21 protein-coding genes are annotated in these 22797 nt (G+C 68.3%); 12 read left to right on the plus strand and 9 right to left on the minus strand.

All coding sequences use genetic code 11. The features are described from left to right. Window positions 1-29: 29 nt before the first annotated feature. Genes thpR through efeB form a run of 4 tightly spaced genes read left to right on the plus strand, consistent with a single transcriptional unit; the run spans window position 30 to window position 3899 of the window. Window positions 30-593, plus strand: coding sequence for an RNA 2',3'-cyclic phosphodiesterase (thpR, locus tag EV647_RS30400; protein WP_134008981.1), 564 nt, complete (start codon window positions 30-32; stop codon window positions 591-593). Between the two features lie 56 nt (window positions 594-649). Continuing rightward, the gene (gene efeU, locus EV647_RS30405) at window positions 650-1498 is read left to right on the plus strand and encodes an iron uptake transporter permease EfeU (RefSeq protein WP_134008983.1); all 849 of its coding nucleotides are present in this window, start codon (window positions 650-652) and stop codon (window positions 1496-1498) included. A gap of 14 nt (window positions 1499-1512) precedes the next feature. Next, window positions 1513-2652 (plus strand): iron uptake system protein EfeO, encoded by a 1140-nt coding sequence (gene efeO, locus EV647_RS30410; protein WP_134008985.1) that lies wholly within the window; start codon window positions 1513-1515, stop codon window positions 2650-2652. After that, on the plus strand, window positions 2649-3899 hold the full coding sequence (gene efeB, locus EV647_RS30415; protein ID WP_134008987.1) for an iron uptake transporter deferrochelatase/peroxidase subunit: 1251 nt from the start codon (window positions 2649-2651) through the stop codon (window positions 3897-3899). The genes efeO and efeB overlap by 4 nt, the downstream gene beginning before the upstream one ends. Before the next feature lies 1 nt (window position 3900). Here efeB and EV647_RS30420 read toward each other — a convergent pair whose 3' ends face one another. From EV647_RS30420 to EV647_RS30435, 4 genes are all read right to left on the minus strand, one after another. Continuing rightward, a complete protein-coding gene (locus tag EV647_RS30420; RefSeq protein ID WP_134008989.1) occupies window positions 3901-4740 on the minus strand; it encodes a carbohydrate ABC transporter permease in 840 nt (279 codons plus the stop codon). Beyond that, window positions 4733-5704, minus strand: coding sequence for a carbohydrate ABC transporter permease (locus EV647_RS30425; RefSeq protein ID WP_134008991.1), 972 nt, complete (start codon window positions 5702-5704; stop codon window positions 4733-4735). Before EV647_RS30425 ends, EV647_RS30420 begins: the two co-directional genes overlap by 8 nt. A 103-nt stretch (window positions 5705-5807) precedes the next feature. Further along, entirely contained in the window at window positions 5808-7124 is a 1317-nt protein-coding gene (locus EV647_RS30430; RefSeq protein ID WP_134008994.1) for an ABC transporter substrate-binding protein, read from the minus strand. 222 nt (window positions 7125-7346) lie between these two features. Beyond that, a complete protein-coding gene (locus EV647_RS30435) occupies window positions 7347-8441 on the minus strand; it encodes a LacI family DNA-binding transcriptional regulator (protein ID WP_134008996.1) in 1095 nt (364 codons plus the stop codon). 107 nt (window positions 8442-8548) lie between these two features. Here EV647_RS30435 and EV647_RS30440 point away from each other — a divergent pair, with 107 nt between their 5' ends. Next, on the plus strand, window positions 8549-10177 hold the full coding sequence (locus EV647_RS30440) for an acyltransferase (protein ID WP_134008998.1): 1629 nt from the start codon (window positions 8549-8551) through the stop codon (window positions 10175-10177). Between the two features lie 219 nt (window positions 10178-10396). Continuing rightward, window positions 10397-11497 (plus strand): hypothetical protein, encoded by a 1101-nt coding sequence (locus tag EV647_RS30445; protein WP_238177462.1) that lies wholly within the window; start codon window positions 10397-10399, stop codon window positions 11495-11497. On the opposite strand, the gene EV647_RS30450 is transcribed toward EV647_RS30445, so the two are convergent. Both EV647_RS30450 and EV647_RS30455 read right to left on the minus strand, forming a co-directional pair. Next, window positions 11427-12728: an MFS transporter gene (locus tag EV647_RS30450; protein WP_238177463.1), complete on the minus strand. Its 1302-nt coding sequence runs from the start codon at window positions 12726-12728 to the stop codon at window positions 11427-11429. The two genes, EV647_RS30445 and EV647_RS30450, sit on opposite strands and share 71 nt — an antisense overlap. Window positions 12729-12738: 10 nt before the next feature. Then, complete coding sequence (locus tag EV647_RS30455) at window positions 12739-13329, minus strand: helix-turn-helix transcriptional regulator (protein WP_202876357.1); 591 nt, start codon at window positions 13327-13329, stop codon at window positions 12739-12741. Between the two features lie 164 nt (window positions 13330-13493). Here EV647_RS30455 and EV647_RS30460 point away from each other — a divergent pair, with 164 nt between their 5' ends. From EV647_RS30460 to EV647_RS30470, 3 genes are all read left to right on the plus strand, one after another. Then, complete coding sequence (locus tag EV647_RS30460; protein WP_134009002.1) at window positions 13494-13859, plus strand: hypothetical protein; 366 nt, start codon at window positions 13494-13496, stop codon at window positions 13857-13859. A 96-nt stretch (window positions 13860-13955) separates the two neighbouring features. After that, window positions 13956-15212: an SAM-dependent methyltransferase gene (locus EV647_RS30465; protein ID WP_238177464.1), complete on the plus strand. Its 1257-nt coding sequence runs from the start codon at window positions 13956-13958 to the stop codon at window positions 15210-15212. Beyond that, window positions 15209-16330: a hypothetical protein gene (locus EV647_RS30470; protein WP_134009004.1), complete on the plus strand. Its 1122-nt coding sequence runs from the start codon at window positions 15209-15211 to the stop codon at window positions 16328-16330. The genes EV647_RS30465 and EV647_RS30470 overlap by 4 nt, the downstream gene beginning before the upstream one ends. A 264-nt stretch (window positions 16331-16594) precedes the next feature. Here EV647_RS30470 and serC read toward each other — a convergent pair whose 3' ends face one another. Both serC and EV647_RS30480 read right to left on the minus strand, forming a co-directional pair. Continuing rightward, the gene (gene serC / locus EV647_RS30475) at window positions 16595-17719 is read right to left on the minus strand and encodes a phosphoserine transaminase (RefSeq protein WP_134009006.1); all 1125 of its coding nucleotides are present in this window, start codon (window positions 17717-17719) and stop codon (window positions 16595-16597) included. A 166-nt stretch (window positions 17720-17885) separates the two neighbouring features. After that, window positions 17886-18737: a phytanoyl-CoA dioxygenase family protein gene (locus EV647_RS30480; RefSeq protein ID WP_134009008.1), complete on the minus strand. Its 852-nt coding sequence runs from the start codon at window positions 18735-18737 to the stop codon at window positions 17886-17888. Between the two features lie 127 nt (window positions 18738-18864). On the opposite strand from EV647_RS30480, the gene EV647_RS30485 reads away from it, so the two are divergent. Next, the gene (locus EV647_RS30485) at window positions 18865-19593 is read left to right on the plus strand and encodes an AraC family transcriptional regulator (RefSeq protein ID WP_134009010.1); all 729 of its coding nucleotides are present in this window, start codon (window positions 18865-18867) and stop codon (window positions 19591-19593) included. Here the strand turns inward: EV647_RS30485 and EV647_RS30490 are convergent. Continuing rightward, complete coding sequence (locus EV647_RS30490; protein ID WP_133782496.1) at window positions 19590-20702, minus strand: citrate synthase 2; 1113 nt, start codon at window positions 20700-20702, stop codon at window positions 19590-19592. The genes EV647_RS30485 and EV647_RS30490 overlap by 4 nt on opposite strands. Window positions 20703-20860: 158 nt before the next feature. Here EV647_RS30490 and EV647_RS42215 point away from each other — a divergent pair, with 158 nt between their 5' ends. Further along, complete coding sequence (locus EV647_RS42215; RefSeq protein WP_166680463.1) at window positions 20861-21478, plus strand: hypothetical protein; 618 nt, start codon at window positions 20861-20863, stop codon at window positions 21476-21478. Window positions 21479-21509: 31 nt separating this feature from the next. Then, window positions 21510-22797 (plus strand): hypothetical protein (locus EV647_RS42220; RefSeq protein ID WP_202876358.1); only part of this gene is annotated, 1288 nt, incomplete at its 3' end.

Genomic DNA, 22797 nt, shown 5'->3' on the forward strand with positions numbered 1-22797 from the left:
GCAGTTTCCACCACCGATAGCATTTTCGGATGCGATTGTTCGTGGCCGTAGTGCCACCTCAAGAGGTAGTGGAGGATCTGAGCGAGTTCGTCGAGCCGCGCCGGGACCATCCGGACGACGACATCCGGTGGGCTTCGGACGAGCACTGGCATCTCACGCTGGCGTTCCTGGGTGAGGTGCCGGACTGGAAGACCGAGGAACTCGAGGAGCGGCTGGAGCTCGCCGCCAAGCGACAGAAACCGTTCGAGCTGCAACTGGCCGGGGCGGGCGCGTTCCCCGGTGTCCCGGATGCCCGCGTGCTGTATGTCGGGGTGCGTGACGAGACCGAGTCGCTGAAACACCTGTCGATGACGGCGAAGGCGGCCGCCAACCGGGCCGGTGTGACCGTCGAGGGCCGGAAATTCACGCCGCACGTCACGCTGGCGCGGCTGCGCCGGCCGATCGACGTCACCCGCTGGATGCGCGTCTTCGACACCTACCAAAGCCCGACGTGGACCGCGGGCAGCCTGCAGTTGATCGAGTCCCGGTTGGGTGAAGGCCCGGGCCACAGTGCGGCGTACATCACGGTAGGCGAATGGGACTTCTTAGGTTAACCTCAGGAAGGTTAGCCGTACCTAATGCCGTAACACCGCACTGAGAGAGTCCCGCCATGCTCGCGAACTACCTGATCGGACTTCGTGAAGGACTCGAGGCCTCGCTGGTCGTCAGCATCCTCGCCACCTTCCTGGTCAAGTCGGGCCACCGGGATCGACTCAAACTGGTCTGGATCGGTGTCGCCACGGCGCTGGCCGTGGCGGTCGCCGCCTGGGGTCTGCTCCAGTTCGTCACCGCGCTGACCGCGAAGTCGTTCACCACCCAGGAGACCGTCGGCGGGGTGATGTCGATCCTCGCGGTCGGCTTCGTCACCTGGATGATCTTCTGGATGCGCAAGGCCTCCCGCAGCATCGCCAGGGAACTGCGCGAGCGGATGGGGCAGGCGCTCGAGGTGGGGTCGCGCGCGGTCGTCATTCTCGCCTTCCTGGCGGTGTTCCGGGAGAGCATCGAGACCGCGTTCATCGTGTACGCGTCGGCCGCCACCGCGACCACCGCCGTACCGTTCGTCGGCGTCCTGCTCGGGCTCGCGACCGCGGTGCTGCTCGGCGTCGCGATCTACAAGGGCGCCGTGAAGATCAACCTGGCCGTGTTCTTCAAGTGGACCGGCGCGGTGCTGATCCTGGTCGCGGCCGGCATCTTCGCGTACGGCTTCCACGACCTGCAGGAGGCGAACATCCTGCCCGGCCTGCACACGCTGGCCTTCGACATCTCCCACGTGATCCCGCCGGACAGCTGGTACGGCGTACTGCTGAAGGGCATCTTCAACTTCAACCCGGCACCGTCCGTGCTGGAGGCGATCGCGTGGGTCGTCTATCTCGTCCCGGTGATGGTGCTCTACTTCCGTCCGGTGAAGAGCTCCACACCACCCGCCGTACCGGCGACGACCGCTCACAACGCGGCCTGAACACCAGGAGAACCATGTCCACCTCACTGGCCCGTCGGGCCTCCATTTTCGGTGTCGTCCTCGGCCTCGCCGCGCTGACCGCGTGTGCGAAGGACGAGCCCGCGGCGAAGGACGACAGCACCGGCCCGGTGTCGGTGAAGGCGTCCGACTCGGGTTGCGACCTGAGCCGCCGCGACGTGAAGTCCGGGACCAGCACGTTCTCGGTCACGAACGGCGGCAGCAAGGTCACCGAGTTCTACGTGTACGCCGACGGCGACCGGGTGATGGGTGAGGTCGAGAACATCGGACCGGGCCTGAAGCGGGACCTGATCGTCGAGTTGCCGACCGGTAAGTACCAGGCGGTCTGCAAGCCGGGCATGGTCGGCGACGGGATCCGCGGCGACCTCACCGTCACCGGCGACGCGCCCGCGCAGGCCGACACCGACACCGCGCTGAAGCAGGCGACCGAGGGCTACCAGCGGTACGTGAACTCGCAGGCGGTCGCGCTGGAGCAGAAGACCACCGAATTCGTGACCGCGGTGAAGGCCGGCGACGTCGCGAAGGCGAAGGCGCTGTTCCCGGTGTCGCGCACGTACTGGGAGCGGATCGAGCCGGTCGCCGAGTCGTTCGGTGACCTCGACCCGAAGATCGACGCCCGCGTCAACGACGTCGAGCCGGGCACCGAGTGGACCGGGTACCACCGGATCGAGCAGGCGCTGTGGGTCTCCAACTCCACCAAGGGCATGGAGAAGTACGCCGACCTGCTGCTGACCGATGTGAAGACGGTGGTCGCGAAGGCGAAGGTCGTCAAGCTCACCCCGCTGCAGCTGGCGAACGGCGCCAAGGAACTGCTCGACGAGGTCGCGACCGGCAAGGTCACCGGCGAGGAAGACCGCTACTCGCACACCGACCTGTGGGACTTCGAGGCGAACGTCGAGGGCTCACAGGCCGCGATCCAGGCGCTCCGCCCGGCCCTGCAGAAGCGCGACGCGGCGCTCGTCACCCAGCTGGACGCCCAGTTCAAGGCCGTCTTCGCGTCGCTGGACAAGTACCGCGACGGTGACGGCTTCAAGCCGTACACCGCGACCGAGGCCGAGAAGAAGGCTCTCGGCGCGGTCGTCGACGGGCTGGCCGAGCCGGTCAGCAAGGTCGCCGGGGTGCTCGCGAAGAAATGAGTGAGCACAAGGGGATCTCTCGCCGCGGCCTGTTCGGGGCCGCGGGTGCCGCGGTCGCGACTGGAGTCGCGGGGTACGCCGCGCACTCGGCGCTGTCCGGTGAGGAGTCGCACGCCGCGGACAACAACGGGCCGGTCGAGTTCCACGGCCCGCACCAGGCCGGGATCACCACGCCGGTCCAGGACCGGCTGCACTTCGCCGCCTTCGACGTGACCACGACGAAGCGGGACGACCTGATCGCGTTGCTGAAGGAGTGGACCGCCGCAGCGGCGCTGCTCACCGCCGGTCGCGACATCGGTCAGTACGGCGCCGTGAACGGGCCGGGCGAGGCGCCTCCTGAGGACACCGGTGAGGCGGTCGGCCTGCCGCCGGCGCGGCTGACGATCACTGTCGGATTCGGGCCGTCGTTGTTCGACAAGCGGTTCGGGCTCGCGGCCAAGCGTCCCAAGGCGCTGGTCGACCTGCCGCACTTCATCGGCGACGACCTCGACCCGGCGCGGTCCGGCGGCGACATCGCCGTACAGGCGTGTTCGGACGACCCGCAGGTCGCCGTACACGCGATCCGGAACCTGGCGCGGATCGGGTTCGGGCGGGTCGCCGTACGGTACTCGCAGCTCGGATTCGGCCGTACGTCGTCGACGTCGCGGGCGCAGGCGACGCCGCGGAACCTGTTCGGGTTCAAGGACGGGACGAACAACCTCAAGCTCGAGGAAGCCGACAAGCTCGAGCAGCAGCTGTGGGTGCAGCCCGAGGACGGCCCGGAGTGGATGGTCGGCGGCGCGTACCTGGTGTCGCGGCGGATCCGGATGAACATCGAGACCTGGGACCGTACGTCGCTCGGCGAGCAGGAGACGATCATCGGCCGCGGGAAGGGCACCGGCGCCCCGCTGGGCAAGGCGGACGAGTTCGACGCGATCGACTTCACCGCGAAGAACTCCGACGGCCTGCCGAAGGTGCCGATGGACTCGCATGTGCGGCTCGCGCACCCGCAGTTCAACAACGGCGCCGAACTGCTACGTCGCGGCTACAACTTCGTCGACGGCTCGGACGGCCTCGGCCGCCTCGACGCGGGCCTGTTCTTCCTCGCCTACCAACGCGACCCGCGCAAACAGTTCATCCCCATCCAGAACCAACTGGCCAAGAACGACACGATGAACGAATACATCCACCACGTGGGTTCCGGCATCTTCGCCTGCCCCGCCGGGGTCACCCCCGGCGGGTACTGGGGCGAAAAGCTCTTCGTCTGACCTACTTCACCGCACCTGCCGTAACGCCGGCGACGAAGTGGCGTTGGGCCAGGAGGAAGCCGATGACGACGGGGACGCTGACGACTAGAGCGGCGGCCATGATCTGGTTCCAGTAGATGTTGGTCTGCGTGGAGTACTGGCGCAGACCGACCGAGAGTGTGCGGTTGGCCTCGGTGGTCATCACGGACGCGAACAGGACCTCGCCCCACGCGGTCATGAACGAGTAGATCGCCACAGCGATCACACCAGGTCGCGCCGCGGGCAGTACGACGCGCCAGAGCGCGCCCATCGGACCGCAGCCGTCCACGAGCGCCGCCTCGTCCAGCTCGCGCGGGATGCTGTCGAAGTACCCGGCTAGCATCCAGATCGAGAACGGCAAGCTGAACGTCAGGTACGTGATGATCAGCCCGAGTCGCGTCCCGACCAGCTGCAGCCCGAACGAGTTGTTGATGTTCACGAAGATCAGGAACAACGGCAGCAGGAACAGCACACCCGGGAACATCTGCGTCGACAGCACCGTCGTCGTGAACACGGTCCGCCCGCGGAACTTGAACCGCGACACCGCGAACGCGGCCAGGATCGCGATCGCCACCGAGAACACCGTCGCCGCCACCGACACGATCGTCGAGTTCACGAAGTACTTCGCCAGCGGCACCGTCTTCCACATGTCCACGAACGGCGCCAGCGTCAGGTTCGACGGCCACCAGGTGAACGCGCCCTGCACGTCCTTCAGAGGCTTGAGCGACGACGTGATCATCACGTACAGCGGCACCAGGACGAACAACCCGAGCACTGTGAGGGTGACACCGCGGTAGATCTTGAAACCCCTGGTCTCACGCACGACGCGACCTCCTTCCGGTGACGAGCAGATAGGCGCCGGTGACGATCATCAGGAAGATCAGCAGCAGCACGGACATCGCCGCACCGGTGCCGAAGTTCCAGGTCAGGAACGACGCGTTGTAGATGTGGAACGTGATCAGGTCACCGGCCGGCGGCTGCGCCGTACCGAACAGCACGTACGGCGTGTTGAAGTCGCTGAACGTCCACAGGAACAGCACGAGGACGAGCACCAGGTTCACCGGCCGCAGTGAGGGGAGCGTGATGTTGCGCCACTGCCGGATGTTGCCGGCCCCGTCCACCGACGCGGCCTCGTAGAGGTCCCGCGGGATGCTCTGCATACCGGCCATCAACGTGAGGAACGCGAACGTCCACAGCTTCCAGCCGGCCACCGTGATCAGCGAGATCAGCGCGTTGCCGCCGATCAGCCAGAACGTCCTGCCGTCGCTGAGGTGCAGCTGCTCGAGGACGTGGTTCACCGCGCCGGTGTCGCGCTGGAGCATGAAGTTCCAGGTCAGGATTCCGGCGTACGCCGGGAGCGCGTACGGCACCAGAAACAAGGTGCGGACGATGCCCCGGCCGCGGAACTCCGGCTGCAGGGCGACCGCGGCGGCCATCCCCAGCACCCACGAGAACGCGACCGTGACGAGCGAGAAGACGACCGTGACGCCGAAGGACTTCAGCAGCCCTTGCCCTACCGCGTTGTTGAAGTCGAGCGCGACCTTGTAGTTGCCGAGCCCGGCACCGGGCGCGGAGGACCAGTTCGCGATGAAGAACTTGGTCAGTTTGACGAAGCTCATCCAGATCCCGACCAGCATCGGGATGATGTGGATGAACAGTTCCAGCAGCACTGCCGGGGCCAGCAGCGCGTACGGCAGCCACCGGTTCAGGCCGGGCCGGTGTTCGAGCCGGCTTCGCTTCCTCGGCGGGGCCGGTGCCGGAGCGGCGGTTTCGGTTGCGACGGACATCCGGGTGGTCGCCTCCTGTCTCTCGGATCGCAGTGGACACGTGCGTTGCGTCCGGAGAACCGGCGAGAGGTACCACCGGTTCTCCGGACGCAAGCGCCGTACGTCAGCTGCTGGCGGCGACCTGGTCCTCGGCGGTCTTGAGGGCCGCCTTCACATCGTCGGCGGTCACCGTCCCGCCGGTCGCGATCTTGGCGAACATGGCGTTCATCGCCTTGCCGACAGTGCTCTCGAACTGGTCCTCGGCCGGCACCAGCGGCAGCGGCTTGGACTTGGTGTTGTAGACGTCCTGGAAGGTGGCCGCCTCGGCTGCGTCGGTGGTGAAGACCGGCTTGGCGTCCTTCAGCACCGGCAGCGAGGAGAACGGCTTGCCCAGCGTGGTCTGGGTGTTCGCGTCCGTCATGTACTTCACGAACTTCAGCGCCGCGTCCTTGTGCTTGGTGTTCTTGAAGACCGACAGGTTGATACCTGCCACGTGGCTGGCCACCTGCTCGCCACCGGTCGGAGCCGGGAACGGTACGACGCCGTACTCGCCGGCCTTCATGCCGTTGGCAACGATCGACGAGTCGGCGTTGTTCTGGTTGATGACCATCGCGACCTTCTTGGTGGCGAAGTCGTTCACCGACTTGGTGCCGTTGTCGTACTGCGCGTTCGACGGGTTCGCGACCTTGTCCTTCTGCATCAGGTCGAGGTACCGCAGGACGCCCTGTACGTTGCCGTCACCGGTGAAGATCGGCTTGCCGTCGCTGTTGAACCAGTCGGCCTTGTTCTGCGCCGCGTTGATGAATGCGAAGTGCACGTTCTCGGTGTAGCTGCCGGCTGCCAGCGCCATACCCCACTGGTTCTTCGCCGGGTTGGTCAGCTTCTTGGCCGCGGCGACCATGTCTTCCCAGGTCTTCGGCGGCTGCAGGCCGGCCGCGGCGAACATCGCCTTGTTGTAGTACAGGCCGTAGGCCAGACCGTAGAGCGGGACCGAGGTCGGGTCGGTGCCTTCCTTGCCGCCGGTCGCCAGAGCCGTCGGCACGAACTTGTCCTTGCCCCCGATCGCGGTCATCGCGTCGCCGTCGAACGGCAGGAACGCGTCGGTGGCCTGCAGCGAGGCCGCCCAGGTGTTGCCGATGTTGACCACGTCCGGCGCCTGACCCGAGGTGATCGCGGTCTGGATCCGGGTCTGCAGGTCGTTCCAGCCGATCACCTCGAGGTTCACCTTGATCCCGGTCTCCTGGGTGAACTTCTGCAGGACCGGGGTCAGGACCTCCTTGTCGTTGTCGAGGCTGGTGCCCTGGTTGCTGGCCCAGTAGGTCAGCGTCTGGTCACCGGTGCTGCCGCCGGAGGAATCGTCCTTGTCGCCGCCACCACAGGCGGCGAGGCTGATTCCCATGGCGGTCGCCGCAACCGCGGCTACAAGCGAACGCAGTCTCACGTCGGACTCCCTCGTCCCGTCTCGAGCCCCCGCAGAGCTGCGGAGGCGGATCGGCCCCATACTGGCCTAACCGGTTAAGTTCCGTAACCCTAACCGGTTCAGTAGAGGCGTCTTCGTTACGACCTCGTGACCCGGCCAATCTTCACCCGGAGCCCGGCAAGCGCAATCCAACACTCTCTGCGAGAGCCCGATTTCACACAGTCTTCAAACTGTGTCGACGTTTCAGGAGTGTGCTGGGCCCGACGACTCGCGGTGACGGAGTTCGCCGGCCGGAGCCTCCTCGTGGAGCGCGTGGTCGCCGGTGACGATCCGGAGCAGCAGGTCGGCGGCGGCGCGGCCGCGTTCCATGGTCTTCTGGTCGACCGCGGTGATCCCGGGCCGCGCGAGTTCGCACAGCGGCGAGTCGTCCCAGGCGACGATCGAGACCTCGCCGGGCACCGCCGTACCCAGATCCATCGCGACCCGGAGCGCCGCGACCGCCATCAGGTCGTTCCCGAGCACGATCGCTGTCGGCGGATTGGGGCCGGTCAGCAACCGGCGGGTGAGTTCCGCGCCGTCGTCGTACCGGTAACTGCCCTCGATGTGCCGCACCGTCATCCCGTGCCGCGCCGCGTGTTCCCGCAGCGTCTGCACCCGCAACCGTTCATGGATGAACGTGAACGGCCCGCTGATGTGTGCGACGTTCGTGTGCCCGAGCTCGACCAGGTGATCGAGCAGCAGTGTGACGGTCTCCTCCGGCGAGCTGATCAATCGCCCGACCGAGTCGTCCGGCGCGTTCGAGCTGACCACCACGCACGGCACCCCGAGCTCCTTCAGGACCGGGATCCGCGGGTCGTCGTCGTGCTCGTCGAACAGGATGAACCCGTCCACGCGCCCCTGCCGCGACCACCGCCGGAGTACGTCGAGGTCCTCGCCGTGCTCGCCCGTGAGCCGGAGCAGCAGCGACGAGTCGACCTCGTTCAGGTACTGCTCGATGCCGACCAGCGTGCGCATGTAGAACGCTTCGGTCGAGATCAGCGCGGGGTCCCTGGCGATCACGATTCCGATCGTCCGGGTGCGGCTCGCCGACAGCGCGACCGCGGCGGAGTTCGGGTGGAAGCCCAGCTCCTCGGCCAGGTCGAGCACTCGCTGGCGCGTCTCGTCGCTGACCCCGGCGCGGCCGTTCAGCGCGTACGAGACGGACGCCTTCGAGATGTGCAGGCGGCGTGCGAGATCGCTGATCGTGACCCGGTGACTCCGGCGGGTGCTGCCCGCCGTACCGTCGCCGCCACCGTCGCTGCCGTCGTCGCCGTCTGCCACGGGTCCGCTCGTCGTCATCGCCCGGCCGCCCCTCGCACAGACGGAAAAGTGTTCATGTCAGACGGGAGGTTAGCAGCGGCCTTTCGGGGCTGGTTTGCATCCCGGGAATTGGATAGCGTTTTCCCATGGTGCCGAACGAGCCGTTGCGACTGGATTTCCTGCCCTGGGAGTACGCCCGGAAGGCCTCCGAGGCAGAGCGTGACCGGCAGGCCGAACGCCAGGCGCGGCTCGGCGGGTCGCTCGAGCTCGCCCCGGACGTGTACGTCGCGGAGTCGGCCGCGGTGTACTGCGACGAGCTGCGGATGGGGGACCGGTCGTACATCGCCGCGCACGCCTACGTGACCGGCCGGATCGCGCTCGGTGCCGACTCGACGATCAATCCGTTCGCCGCGGTGCGCGGTGTGGTGACGATCGGCGACGGCGTCCGGATCGGCGCGCACACCTCGCTGCTCGCGTTCAACCACGGCACGGCGCCCGGCGAGCCGATCTTCAAGCAGCCGCACACCGCCGTCGGCATCACGATCGGCGACGACGTCTGGATCGGCTCCAACGTGACGATCCTGGACGGCGTCACCGTCGGACCGCACACCATCATCGGCGCCGGCGCCGTCGTCACCAAGGACATCCCGGCCAACTCGGTCGCGGCCGGCAACCCCGCCCGCATCCTCCGCTCGCGGACAGGAGCATCCATGTCAGGTGATCTACCCGCCGTGCTCAAGGACTTTGCCGCGAAGGCTCGCGAGCAGACCGACGACGTACTCGCGCGCTGCTGGGACGGCGCCCGCTTCGTCGACCGTCCCGGGATCGACCGTGAACCGGAGATCCGCCCCTGGTGCGACGCGATCGAGATCGCGGACCTGCTGGTACGTCGGACGCCGGCCGGCCACACCCGTGACGACCTCGTCCGGCGGCTCCGCGCACGCCAGGATCCGGCCACCGGACTGGTATCACCCGGAGACCTGTCCGACGACGGTCTCGGCAAGCCGTCGGACGCCGAACTCTCAGTCCTGGAAGGGCCCGCGAGCTACCACGTCCTGTGCGTAGGCTACGCCCTACAGGTCCTCGGAAGCAGCTTCGAACACCCGATCACCACCGACTTCACCCTCGACGATCTCGACAACTTGCCCTGGGCAAGAAGGGCCTGGTCGGCCGGCTCCGGCATCGACGCACTCGGTACGGCGCTGGCCCGGAACCTCCACGATCACCAGGAATCCGGCGCGCTCGAATCGCTGATGGGATGGCTGCTCACGCGGGCCGATCCGGCGTCCGGGACCTGGGGCTCGCCGCATCCCGACGACGGACTGCTGCAGGTCGTGAACGGTTTCTACCGCCTCACTCGCGGCACCTACGCCCAGTTCGGGCTCCCGCTGCCGTACCCCGAGCAGGCCGTCGCCACGGTTCTTGCCCACAGCAACGACCGGCGGATGTTCACCGGCGACAACTACAACGCGTGCAACGTGCTCGACGTCATCCACCCGCTGTGGCTGGCGCGCAAGCAGACGACGTACGGCGAGCAGGAGGGCCGTCGCTGGGCCGAGGCGCAGCTGCGTGCGATCCTCACCCGCTGGGTCGACGGCGCCGGCTTCGCCTTCGCCCCGGACGGCACCGACGACCGCGCGATCCCGGGCCTGCAAGGTACCGAGATGTGGCTGGCCATCATCTGGCTCCTGTCCGACTACCTCGGCCTGTCCGACGCCCTCGGCTACCACCCCCGCGGCGTCCACCGCCCGGAGCCGCTGGTCAGCCTCCGCTGAACCACCCGTCCGCACCGACCCCCACGGGACGCTGGGCGGGAACTTCCCCATACCCTGACCTCGTGGACCCCCGCACGCGCCGACTGGTGACCTCGCTCGTACTGGCCGCCCTGGTCGCCATCGTCGTGGTCGCGGCACTGGTCCGCTGACGCTAACGTGTGGCCCCATGACTGTGCACATGCTGCGACTCCGTCGCGGCGGGTCATGGGACTGTGACTCATGACGGCGGCTGGTGAACGTTCGTCGTACCTCATGCGGGCGGGGCTGGTCCGGAACGTGCGTTCGGGGGAGCACCTGACCACGTTCGTGGTGTCCGGTGTCGCGACGGTGCTGATCACCCGGCTGATCCTCAGCCTGAGCGGGTACCCGCAGATCGGCGGCAAGGGTCTGCACATCGCCCACGTGCTGCCGGGCGGGCTGCTGATGCTGGTGGCGATCTCCCTGCTCCTCGGGTACGTCGGTCCCGTGGTGCGGCCGGCCGCGGCGACGGTCGGCGGGATCGGGTTCGGGCTGTTCATCGACGAGGTGGGGAAGTTCGTCACCTCGGACAACAACTACTTCTACAAGCCGACAGCCGCGATCGTGTACGTCGTCTTCGTGCTGATCGTGCTCGGGTTCCGCTTCCTGACCACGCGGCGGCCGATCGACCCGCGGGAGGAGCTGGCGAACGTCATCGACCACTCGGTCGAAGGGGTCGCGGGCGGCCTGTCCCGGCGGCGCCGTGCCGAGGCAGCCGAGCTGCTGCGCGCCGTACCCCCGCAGATCGAGGGCCGTCGGGAGACTGCCGAGCTGTTGGCCGCGTGTCCGCCGGACGAGGTCGAGCTGGCCGCTCCGGTGGACGCGGCCTGGCGGGCGCTGCAACGCGGGTTCGAGCGGCTCGCCACCCACCCGATGGCGCCGCCGATCGCTGTCGCCGCGCTGGCGGTCCAGTTCGTGGCTGCTCTTGTCATCGCCGCTGTCCTGGGTGAGGGCCTCAACCGCCTTCCGGTGCTCGGTGTGACGGCAGGGAGCCTGCTGTCGGCAACGTTCACGGTGCGTGGCGCCTTGGCGTTGCGGAGGCGCAATCGGGCCAGGGCGGTCCGGCTGTTCGAGCTGGCGGTGCTGGTGTCGCTGCTGATGACACAGGTCTTCCAGTTCGCCGCGACCCAGTTCGCGGCTGCCGGTGGGATGTTGCTGGACCTGGTGATGCTCGGTCTGCTGCGAGCGGAGCGAGAGCGGATGCGGCGCGAGCTGGACAACGCCACGAAGGCTAAGACGTTCCGACTGCCACCCGATCTGGATCTGCCGCCGTTTCCGGAGGATCCGTCGGACCCTGTGTAGCTGGCTGGGTAGCTCTCCATTGCTCGTGTCGGCCGATCAGTACCGGTGACATGGTCGCGATCAGATAGACCGCGCCACCTGCGAGCAGTGCAGGTGCCAGACCGATGGCGGCGACGGCCCCACCGGCCACGAGACCACCCAGGGGTACGCCGGTCCAGCAGACAGCGTTGGACAGTGAGTTGACCCGTCCGCGCAGGTGGCTGGGGATCCGTTCGAGCTGGATCGCACCGAGCACAGGATTGATGAAGCCGGCTCCGATGCCGCCGACGGCGTACACCGCCATCAGGGTCCAGATCGGCGCATCGGTGGCCATCGCGACGAAGCGCGGTGCTCCGGCGATCAGGAACGCGACCGTGAAGACGAGCTTGCGCGGGATGCGGTCGCCGATGGCCGAGGCCAGTAAGGCGAACAGCGTCGCAGTCACTCCGAACGACGTGAGGATCAGGCTGGTGTGGCCGGGGCCGTAGCCGTGGTCCTTGATCCAGACGGGCAGTAATACCGTGCCGGTCGCGGCGTCGAGCAGGTTGGTCACCGCGATCATGACGACCAGCGGCAGCAGGAGCTTGTCGGTACGCAGGAAGGTCCAGCCCTCGAGCAGCCGGCGGCCGTAGTTCTCCTCCTCCTTTGGCGCGGGCGTCGTGTGCTTGGGAATCCAGCGGGCGATCAGTACGGCGCAGATGCCGAACGAGACCGCGTCGATCCAGAGGGCGTTGACTGCTCCGACCAGGGTGATGAGGCCGCCGGCGAGAGCGAACGCGAAGAAGCCCGCCAGGCGTTCCGTCGTACTCTCCAGGCCTGTCACCCGCTCCAGGGGGACCCTGGCCACCCGGGCGATGTCCGGGATCAGAGTCGCCTTGGCGGCGTCTCCTGGTCCACGGAGAGCGCCGGCGATCGCGACCAGCACCAGCAGGGTCGGGTAGTGCAGGAGGCCTAGCTCGTGCAGGAGGGGGATCAGTGCGACCACCGCCGTACTGGTGGTGTCTGCCACGACGCTGATCCGGCGTGCACCGACCTTGTCGATCAGCGGGCCGCCGATTGCCTTCACCACGACCAGCGGTGCCATCTCTGCCAGCGCCACCAGGCCGGTCTTGACCGGGGAGCCGGTAGTGATCAGGACGAACCACGGGATCGCGATCGCGCTGACCCGGGTCCCGCAGATCGACACCACGTTCGCCACCAGGAACGCCGCCAACGGCGCCCGATTGCCCTTGTCGCCCATTGTTCGCCTCACCCCTGTGCCGCTAGCGCGTCTCGCGCGGGAACGCCTGGATCTGGACGGTGACCTGCTCGGCGCCTTCCGGGAGCGGAGCGGTCAGGTCCGGCGTCTTGTACTTCTCCAGGACCGCCATGACCTCGCGCATCATCGCCTCCAGCTGGTCGGCCCGGAGGTGGAAGAAGTAGTCCGAGAGCATGCTGGCGTCGCGCCAGTCGTCGGGCATCGTCTGCATCGCGTCGATGAAGCCGAAGATGTTCTCGGCGTAGGTCTGGCCGACACCGTGCAGGAAGCCCAGAGCCAGCTCGGGCTCCTGATCCAGCAGTTCGGACGCGTTGAACTCGGTGCCCTGGTGGGCCGACTTCCACCAGCGGTCGCGGGCGTTGCCGCGGTTGTCGTCCTCGATCACCAGGCCGGCGTCCGCGAGTTGGCGGAGGTGGTAGCTGGTCGCGCCGGTGTTCACGCCCAGCCGTCCGGCCAGGGTTGTGGCGGTCTGCGGGCCGTAGACCCGGAGGAGGCCGAGGATCCGGTTCCGCATGGGGTGCGCCAGCGCGCGCACGAGGTGGCGGTCCAGCCGGACTGTTCGCGCGGGCTCCGCGCTCTGGTTCTCGTCACTCATGATTCCGAGCATAGGACTGCAAAGAGTCTTTGCAAAGCTATTTTGCAAAGAAGATGTGCGATTCGGTTGTCCACAGGTCGCGAATCGGCGCGTCGAGAGGCGACGGGATCGCGGCATCTTCTCTGTCGACCACGCATCCACCGAGGAGACGGAGAGAACCAGCGATGATGCGCGTGATGCTCGAGGACGCCGACTACTGCGACGTGCCGGCCGACCTGATGACATTCGACGACGGGGCAGTGGTGTTCTGGCGGGAGGGCGAGGAGGTCGGCCGCCACCGGCAGGCCCGGATCCGGTCACTCGAGCCGATGAACCCGCGCTCGATGACCCACAAGATCAAGCGCGCCCGGAAGACCCACCCGAACGCGTTCCGCCAGTGGAGTCCCGAGGACGAGCAGACCCTGATCGAGATGTACAACAACAGCGCGACCCTGGAGCAACTTGTCGAGGCCCTGGGCCGCCAGGAAGGCGGCATCATCACCCGCCTCAGAGGGCTGGGGCTGCTCGCCGACGATCAGCAACTCCCATGAGCCGGCGGGGGGTGACTGCGGCGAGTTCCTCGGTTGCGACGGTGGGTGGACGAGACCCTTTTGTGATCGACCCGACGGGTCGGGGACAATGGCGCGGTGCAGCCAGAGGTGCGGTCGGACGAGTCGGCGCTGCCGGAGGAGTCCGGAGCGCGGGCGGTGGTCCGTGCTGCCCTGCTCGATCAGAGTGGTTTGGTGCGCGGTCTGGCCTCGGGCCGGCGCCGCGGCCTGGAGCCGCCGTCGTACCTCCGGGTCGAGCTGCGGTACGTCGATCTGAAGGGTCAGCGGCACCTGCAGATCACCGAGTTCGACGAGCGCCAGGCGCATACGCGGAACGTGGCGGGCGCGGACCTGGAGAAGGCGGTCGACGAGCTTCTCGACCTGCCGTACGGGTCGTGGCACGTCGAGACGACGAGCCAGACGCTGCGGCTGCGGTACACCAAGAAGGGCAAGGAGCTGCTGCATCGGCAGGAGGACCACCGGGAGCAGGAGACCGGTCACGACCGGGTGAAACGCCGGGTGCTCGATCCGGCGGCGCCGTTCCTGATCGAGCTCGGGATCAGCGACCACCAGGGCCGGGTGAAGCCGTCCCGGCAGGCGAAGTACAAGCAGATCGAGGAGTTCTGCAAGCTGCTCGCGCCGGCCCTCGACGACGCGGTTTCGGCCGGGCGGATCGCGGCCGGACGGCCGCTGCAGGTGGTCGACCTCGGCTGCGGGAACGCCTACCTCACGCTCGCGGCGTACCACCTGCTCACCGCGGCCGGTCACGACGTCCGGATGACCGGTATCGACCACAACCCGGCGGCGCGGAAGCGGAACACGCGGGTGGTCGAGGCGCTCGGCTGGCAGGAGCACCTGCGGTTCCTGGATGCGACGATCGAGGGCGCGGAGCTGGACGTCCGGCCGGACGTCGTCCTGGCGCTGCACGCCTGCGACACCGCGACCGACGACGCGCTCGCGCGAGCCGTCGGCTGGGAGGCTTCACTGGTTCTCGCGGCCCCATGTTGTCATCACGACATCCAAAAGCAGCTGAAGAGCGTCACACCACCGGCGCCTTATGCGCTGATGACGAGATATGGCATCGTTCGTGAGCGGTTCGCCGACGTCCTGACGGACTCCCTGCGGGCAGCGGTGCTCCGACAGGTCGGTTACCGGGTGGAGGTCGTGCAGTTCGTGGACAGTCAGCACACGCCGCGCAATCTGTTGCTCCGCGCTGCCCGGACCGGTGCCAAGCCGACCGCGGACCTGCAGGCCGAGTACCGGTCGATGGTCGCCGAATGGCAGGTGACGCCGCGGCTGGCCCAGCTGCTCCTCCCGCCGGCCGAGCAGACCCCGGCCGCCGAGGTGGTGTCGTGAGACAGGTCCGGACCGCGCTCGCTCTGCTGGGGGCGACGCTGTGCACGCTGGCGGGTGTGGCGCTGCCCGCGTCGACGGCCGCTGCGAGCTCAGCGGGTTCGGCGGGTTCGGATGCGGGGCCGACGACGCCGGCGCCGAAGAAGCTGTTCACGATCCGGGACGACCGGATCCAGGAGTCGTCCGGGCTGGCGAAGAGCGTCAAGCACCCCGGGACCTACTGGACCGTGAACGACTCCGGCGACACCGGGCGGGTGTTCGCGCTCGACGCCAACGGCAAGGTGGAAGCAGTCCTGCGGTTCGGTGCGAAGGTCACCGACGTCGAGGCGCTCGGGGTGGACCGGGACGGCACGATCTACGTCGCGGACATCGGCGACAACAAGGAGAACCGGGACCAGATCGAGATCTACACGATCCCGGAGCCGGAAACGCTCGAGGACCAGTCCAACGTCACGTACCACCGGTATGACTTCAAGTACCCGGACGGTGCGCACGACGCCGAGACTCTGCTGATCGAGCCGGGGACCAGCCAGCTCTATATCGTGACGAAGGCGCTCAAAGGTACCGGCGCGATCTACGCGGCGCCGCCCGCACCGTCCCGCAAGGGCACCAATGACCTGACCAAGCTCGCGGCGGCGCCGTCCGGGGTGATCACCGACGGGACGTTCCTGCCGGACGGTCAACGGGTGGTGCTGCGCACGTATGCCGATGTGACGACGGTGGCCTGGGGTGAGACGCCCAACGCCATCGCCCGCGGCGCCGCTCCGCTCGGCCAGGGAGAGACCGTCGCCGTCGGTCCCACCGACGGGACCGTCCTGGTCGGCAGCGAGGGCGCGAATTCGGGCGTCTACCAGGTCCAGGTGCCGGCCAAGTCGGCCGCCTCCACGCCCCCCTCGGCCAGCGCCACCCCCAAGCCTGCAACCAGCGCCGACAGCAACAACTCCGACTCCGGCAAGAGTCACAACCTCCGCTGGATCATCGTCGGCGCCGCCCTCTTCGCCCTCATCATCACCGTCATCACCTTCCCCCCGGGCCGCCGCGAACGCCTGGACCGCCAGGCCGAGAACGCCCGCCTGACAGGCCAATCCCCACCCACCCCGCGCCGCCGCCAACACTCCTGACCCCAGCCGGTCCGGCCCGCATGTGCCGGATGGCTGGGCAGTGCCACCTGAGCGTGAAGGTGTGCCTGCGTACAGCCTCTCGCCGGTGCGGCGGCCTCATGCCAGCCCGCCTGCAGGTCACCAGTAGCGGGTTATGTCACCGCTGGCCTACTACTTCCCGCCATCGCACACATAACCCGCCAGCCTGCATGCCGCGTGCGGGGTGTGGTGGGGATAGGGACAGCCGCCGACCCGGGTGGGGTCGGCGGCTGTTGGTGGTACGGGTTACTTGAGGTTCTCGACCACGTAGTCGATGGACTGGGTCAGTTTCTCGACGTCGTCGGGGTTCACCGCGGGGAACATGGCTACGCGGAGCTGGTTGCGGCCGAGTTTGCGGTAGGGCTCGGTGTCGACGATGCCGTTGGCGCGCAGGGTCTTGGCGACCGCGGTGGCGTCGATCGAGTCGTCGAGGTCGATGGTGCCGACGACGAGCGAGCGGGCGTCGGGGTCGGTGACGTACGGCGTGGCGTACTCGGACTTCTCGGCCCACGTGTACAGGCGGGTGCTGGAGTCCGTCGTACGGGCGACGCTCCACTCCAGGCCACCCTGGCTGTTGATCCAGTCGGTCTGCTCCGCCATCAGGAAGAGGGTGGCGAGCGACGGCGTGTTGTACGTCTGGTTCTTGCTGGAGTTGTCGACCGCCGTCGCCAGGTCCAGGAACGCCGGGATCCACCGGCCGGAGGCGGCGATCTCCTCGACCCGCGCGAGAGCGGCCGGGCTCATCAGCGCGATCCACAGGCCGCCGTCGGAGGCGAAGCCCTTCTGCGGTGCGAAGTAGTAGACGTCGGCCTCGTTGAGGTCGACCGGCAGACCGGCCGCGCCCGAGGTGGCGTCGATCGCGACCAGCGCACCCTCGTCGGCGCCCTCGACCCGCTTGACCGGCGCCATCACGCCGGTGGAGGTCTCGTTGTGGGGCCACGCGTACAGGTCGACGCCGGCCTCCGCCACCGCGACCGGGCGGCTTCCGGGCTCGGCCTTCACGATCGACGGATCGCCGAGGTGCGGTGCCAGCTGCGAGGCCTTCGCGAACTTCGAGGAGAACTCACCGAAGCTCAGGTGCTGGCTCTTCTCCCGGATCAGCCCGAACGTCGCGACGTCCCAGAACGCGGTCGAGCCGCCGTTGCCGAGCACCACCTGGTACCCGTCCGGCAGCTGGAAGAGCTCGGCGACGCCTTCCTGGACCCGCTTCACCAGGTTCTTCACCGGCGCCTGCCGGTGGGAGGTGCCGAGCAGCTTCGCGCCCTCGGTCGCCAGGGCGGCGACGGCTTCCGGACGGACCTTGGACGGCCCGGCCCCGAAGCGGCCGTCAGCGGGCTTGAGCTCTTCAGGAATCTTGATTTCGCTGGTCACCAGCGGTCCCCTTCGTCGTCTGCAGCAAGAAGGCCGACGACGCTGTCAGCGCGCTCCATCTTCGCACATCCCACCCGACCCACCACCCGGGGTCCACTTTGTGCACCGGATCCGTACGCCGAGCGTCCCGCCGTACGGATCCGGCGCCCGGAGACGCGCGAAGGGGCTATTCGTGCTTACGGGTGGTGCGTTCGGTGCCGGTGAGGAGGGCAACCGGGCCGTCGGGGGTTTCGGTCCACTCGCCGCAGGCGCCGCCGCCTTCGGCGACCTCGAGGGTGAGCTCGGTCCCGTCCATCCGCAGCGCCGGGTGGTAGTACTGCGCGACCCGCTCCGCCTCGCCCTGGATGTAGTGGCCGATGAGCGCCCGCCGGAAGCGGTCGGTCGTGATGTTCGGGTTGCTGCCGTGGACCAGTGCGCCGTGGAAGAACAACACGTCACCCGGCTCCATCTCCACGGGTACGGCCGCGCCCGTGGACGGGAGCGGGACCGTGACGTCGGTGAAGCTGACCGTGGTGTCGGCCTTCTCCGTGCACAGGATCGGCCAGCGGTGCGACCCGGGGACGACTTCGAGACACCCGTTCGCCTCGTCGACCCGGTCGAGCGCCATCCACGCCGCGACACAGGTCCCCGGATCGGCCTTCAGGTAGAAGTTGTCCTGATGCAGCGCCTGCCCGCGGGAGCCCGGCGGCTTGAAGTAGAGCATCGTCTGCACGGCGTACGGCGACCTGCCGAGCAGCGCCGTCATCACCTGATCGATGCGTGGGTCGATCATCCACTGCAGCGACACGTCGTCCCACCGGTGCATCTGCGCCATCCGCGGGTACCGCTTGAGGGGGTCCCGGTCGGTCGACGTGTGCCCCGCGAAGTCGTGCGCCTGCGGCCCACGGCGCCGTACGTCCATGTAGTGGTCCCGCAGCCGCTCGGCCTCGTCCGTGGAGAACAACCCCCGCACCAACGTGTACCCGGTGCGGTCGAACTCTTCCTGATGTACGTCGACAACCTTGGATGAAACGCTCATGCACGGCTCCCGCGAATCTGTCCTAGTCTTCCGTTGAACCCCATTTTCCTGCGGCTGCACCGCACGGGACCACGGACGATTCACGCGAGGACTTGAACTTTTGTTGCACCGACTGCGGCTCGAGCGGATGTCCGCCCCGACCTTCTGGCGCTGCGAACCCAGCTGGTCCTGGACGTCGCGCCCGCTGCGGGACCACCTGCTCTGGTGCGTCGTCGACGGTCGGGGCGCCCTCGAACTCGACGGGAACCGCCAGGAACTACGCCCCGGCGTCTGCGCGGTCTTCCAACCCGGCGATGCCCCACGAGCCACTCACGACCCGCACCGAAGGCTTCTGGTCTTCGGCATGCACTTCGAGACCACCACGACCGCAGCACCTGATCCGCGCTGGGGTGAGGTGCTCGACTGCGAGCTGCTCGGCGTCCTCGCGCGGACCAGCGACGCCTCGTACCGCCGTGGTGACGCCCTCGGCCGGCATCAGGCCGAACTGTGCCTCGAGCAACTGGTCGCGCTGATCTGGGACGCCGTCCACCACCCGGGCCGCAGCGTCATCGACACCGCGGTCGACGACATCGCCAGGCAGCTCCGGCAGGACCCGGGCATGGACTGGACCGTCGCGGAGATGGCGCGCCGCGCGTCGCTCAGCAGGGCCCAGTTCACCCGCCGTTTCGTCGCGCAGTTCGGGATGTCACCCGCCCAGTACCTGATCCAGGCGCGGATCGACCGGGCGCACCAGCTGCTCACCGAGAGCGGCATGACCGTCACCGAAACGGCCGCCGCTCTCGGCTACACCGACGTCCCGTACTTCAGCCGCCAGTACAAACAACGAACCGGCCGGACCCCCAGCCAGGATCGCTAAGCCCAGTTGGGGTTCCAGCCCTCGATTGCGTCGGCGGGGCGAGATGCCGGGCCGGAGTAGATCGCCGAGGGGCGGATCAGGCGGCCCGTGCGTTTCTGCTCCAGGACGTGGGCGCTCCAGCCGGCGGTCCGCGCGCAGGTGAACATCGACGTGAACATCGGCGGCGGCACCTCCGCGAAGTCCAGGACGATCGCCGCCCAGAACTCCACGTTCGTCTCCAGAACCCGGTCCGGACGCCGCTCCCGCAGCTCGGCCAGCGCGGCCTGCTCCAGCGCCTCGGCCACCTCGTACCGCGGGGCGGCGAGTTCACGCGCCGTACGGCGAAGCACCCTGGCGCGCGGGTCCTCCGCCCGGTAGACACGGTGCCCGAAGCCCATCAGCCGGTCGCCCGCGTCCAGCAGACCCTTCACGTACGAACGGGCGTCACCGCTGCGCTCGACGCCCTCGATCATCGTCAGCACCCGCGCCGGTGCCCCGCCGTGCAGCGGCCCGGACATCGCACCGACCGCGCCGGACAGCGCCGCGGCGACATCCGCCCCGGTCGATGCGATCACCCGCGCGGTGAACGTCGACGCGTTCATGCCGTGCTCGGCCGCGGACGTCCAGTACGCGTCGACCGCCCGCACGTGCTTCGGGTCCGGCTCGCCACGCCAGCGGATCATGAACCGCTCGGTGATCGTGGTCGCCTTGTCCACCTCGCGTTGCGGCACCATCGGCTGCCCGGTCCCGCGCGCCGCCTGCGCGACGTACGACAGCGCCATCACGGCCGCCCGGGACAGATCCTCACGTGCCTGCACGTCGTCGATGTCGTACAGCGGCCGCAGACCCCAGGCGGGTGCGAGCATCGCCAGCGCGGACTGTACGTCGACCCGCACGTCGCCGGTGTGCACGGGCAGCGGGAACGGCTCGGCGGGCGGCAGGCCCGGCGTGAACGCGCCGTCGACGAGCAGGCCCCAGACGTTCTCGAACGGCACCCGGCCGACCAGGTCCTCGATGTCCACGCCGCGGTACCGGAGCGCCGAACCTTCCTTGTCCGGCTCGGCGATCTGCGTATCGAACGCGACCACACCCTCCAGCCCGTGCTGCACCTCGGTCCTCGGATCAGACATGCGACTCCCTCGTCCTCGTGTCAGGACGCAGGCCCACCAGGAGAGCCCGCGCACCTGGGCGCTCAGGCAGCATAGTTGTCCGCGCCGACGCGCGGGCAGTTTTGTGACCGGTTCGGAGGTTCCCGAGGGTGGACCGTACGGAGGTCTAGTCTCGGTTCATGACAAAGCCCCTCCCCGCCCTCGGGCTCGTGATCGGCGTCATCGCCACATACGTCGCGGTGGGTGCCTCGTCCTACGCAACCACCCGGTTGACGCGGCGCCTGCAGCTGTTCCGCGACGACCCGGGCCAGACGCTGCCCTGGCTCGCACTGCTGGTCGTGATCGCGGTCGTGCTCGGCCTGCTGATGATGGCGCCGGCCATCGGCGCGGGTGTGACGACCGGGTCGGGGCTGCTGCTGACGGCGGTCGGTCTGGCCGCGATGCTGCTGCCGGTGCGGCAGACGATCGACCTGATGAAGCTCTTCGAGTTCCCGGGCTCGCGGTACGGCTCGTCGTACCTGCTGTTCGACGGGTCCGTCATCCTGTTCGGCATACCGCTGTTGCTGGTCGGCATCCGGCGCTGGACGCAGGAGTCGAAGCTCGCCAGGACTCCGATGCCCCCTGGGCTGGCGCAGGGCAGCAGCGGCTACCAGTCCACGTACCCGCAGACGCAGCAGTGGGGCGGCTACCCGGGCCAGCAGCCGTACCAGCCGCCGCAGCCATACCGTCAGCCGCAGGACCAGCCCCAGAGCCAGCCCCAGAACCAGCCACCGCAGTACCCGGGCCAGCAGCAATAACTTTCCCAGCGGAGCCTGCATCAGGCTCTGCATGGAAACGCTGATCGCCTACACGTTCGCGCGCGACAGCGCCGCGCGGGCCGCCGCCGGTCGTGCCCGCGTGGAGGCGTACTACGGCGATCTCTGGAAGCACGAGGCCAAACACCAGGGGTACGACGGCCTCACGGTCGGACTGCACATGTGGGATCGCCACGACGGGACGTGTCTCTGGCCGTCCTGGCACGACAACGGTGACGTCCGCGTGGCCAGCGTGCACGCCCCGCTCGGCTATCAGCGCGTGATCGGCGACATCAAGCCGTGTGACGCCCCGGCGCAGTTGGCCAAGGCAGTACGGCGTACTCCGGCCGGCTTCCTAGAGCTGGCGCCACCGTTCACGCTAGCGGTCCTGGACCCGAGTGACGAACGCCTGGACCTGTTCACCGACTCGATCGGTGTCGGACGGCTGTTCCAGCTGCGACTGCCCGACGGGTGGGTCTGGACCAACCGGCCCGCTGCTGCCCTGCTCTTCGCGGGCGTTCCCGCTGTGGCAGCGGCGCGTGGCTGGAGTTTCGCCGCGGCCTGCGGTTGGTTCATGGACGACAGCACGCCGTACGACGGTGTGCTGACTGTTCCCGGTGCGACGCATATCGTTGCCGATGGCTACCGTCGGCAGCGGACCGTCAGCCGGATCGAGATGACCAGCGTGTGGTCGACAGACGATGCCGACACAGCAGAGGAGACCGCTGCCGCACTGCAGGACGTGGCGCGGTCGGTCGGCAGCCTGTGGCCGGGACGGCCGACGGTCGACCTGAGTGGCGGCCGCGACTCACGTGTCGTCGCAGGTGCATTCCTGGCCGCGGGTGTCGATCTGAAGCTCAACAGCTACGACGCGGTCCCTGGTGAGCTGGAGGTCGCTGAGTCGCTCGTGCAGCTGTTGGAGCAGCCAGTCGAACACGTGGTGAGTCGGAAGACCCCAGGTAAACCGGTCGCTGCCAAACCGATGGCCAAGCCGCAGCCGCTGGAAATGGTCAATCGAGCGCTGCGCTGGCACCGGTTCGCCGAGGGCTTGCGCCCGGCCAGCTACCTCTTCCACACGCCACCCGCAACGCTTGCGGGCGTTGCCCACTTGGCGATCGGTGGCGCCGGCGGCGAGGTGGCGCACGGCCACTTCTACCCACGCGACGTGCTGCAACTCGACGCACTCCCGCTGCCGAGCAAGCTGGATGCCTTCAGCAACCACCTCCAGACCCGTCTGGTCGCGGCAGCAGGACCCGCGGGCGCAGCGCGTGCGGCCGTTGCCGAGCAGGTCGAGCGCGTGTTGCGGACCGCGGTCCACGGTG

The organism is Kribbella sp. VKM Ac-2566 (assembly GCF_004366005.1).
Lineage (GTDB): Bacteria > Actinomycetota > Actinomycetes > Propionibacteriales > Kribbellaceae > Kribbella > Kribbella pratensis.

Coding starts and splice junctions, on each gene's coding strand:
- EV647_RS30455 (WP_202876357.1), bottom strand. CDS start 13,329: ATGAGTGACGAGAACCAGAGCGCGGAGCCCGCGCGAACAGTCCGGCTG.
- efeO (WP_134008985.1), top strand. CDS start 1,513: ATGTCCACCTCACTGGCCCGTCGGGCCTCCATTTTCGGTGTCGTCCTC.
- EV647_RS30440 (WP_134008998.1), top strand. CDS start 8,549: ATGGTGCCGAACGAGCCGTTGCGACTGGATTTCCTGCCCTGGGAGTAC.
- EV647_RS30445 (WP_238177462.1), top strand. CDS start 10,397: ATGACGGCGGCTGGTGAACGTTCGTCGTACCTCATGCGGGCGGGGCTG.
- thpR (WP_134008981.1), top strand. CDS start 30: ATGCGATTGTTCGTGGCCGTAGTGCCACCTCAAGAGGTAGTGGAGGAT.
- EV647_RS30490 (WP_133782496.1), bottom strand. CDS start 20,702: ATGTCTGATCCGAGGACCGAGGTGCAGCACGGGCTGGAGGGTGTGGTC.
- efeB (WP_134008987.1), top strand. CDS start 2,649: ATGAGTGAGCACAAGGGGATCTCTCGCCGCGGCCTGTTCGGGGCCGCG.
- EV647_RS30485 (WP_134009010.1), top strand. CDS start 18,865: ATGTCCGCCCCGACCTTCTGGCGCTGCGAACCCAGCTGGTCCTGGACG.
- EV647_RS30460 (WP_134009002.1), top strand. CDS start 13,494: ATGATGCGCGTGATGCTCGAGGACGCCGACTACTGCGACGTGCCGGCC.
- efeU (WP_134008983.1), top strand. CDS start 650: ATGCTCGCGAACTACCTGATCGGACTTCGTGAAGGACTCGAGGCCTCG.
- EV647_RS42215 (WP_166680463.1), top strand. CDS start 20,861: ATGACAAAGCCCCTCCCCGCCCTCGGGCTCGTGATCGGCGTCATCGCC.
- EV647_RS30425 (WP_134008991.1), bottom strand. CDS start 5,704: ATGTCCGTCGCAACCGAAACCGCCGCTCCGGCACCGGCCCCGCCGAGG.
- EV647_RS30480 (WP_134009008.1), bottom strand. CDS start 18,737: ATGAGCGTTTCATCCAAGGTTGTCGACGTACATCAGGAAGAGTTCGAC.
- EV647_RS30435 (WP_134008996.1), bottom strand. CDS start 8,441: ATGACGACGAGCGGACCCGTGGCAGACGGCGACGACGGCAGCGACGGT.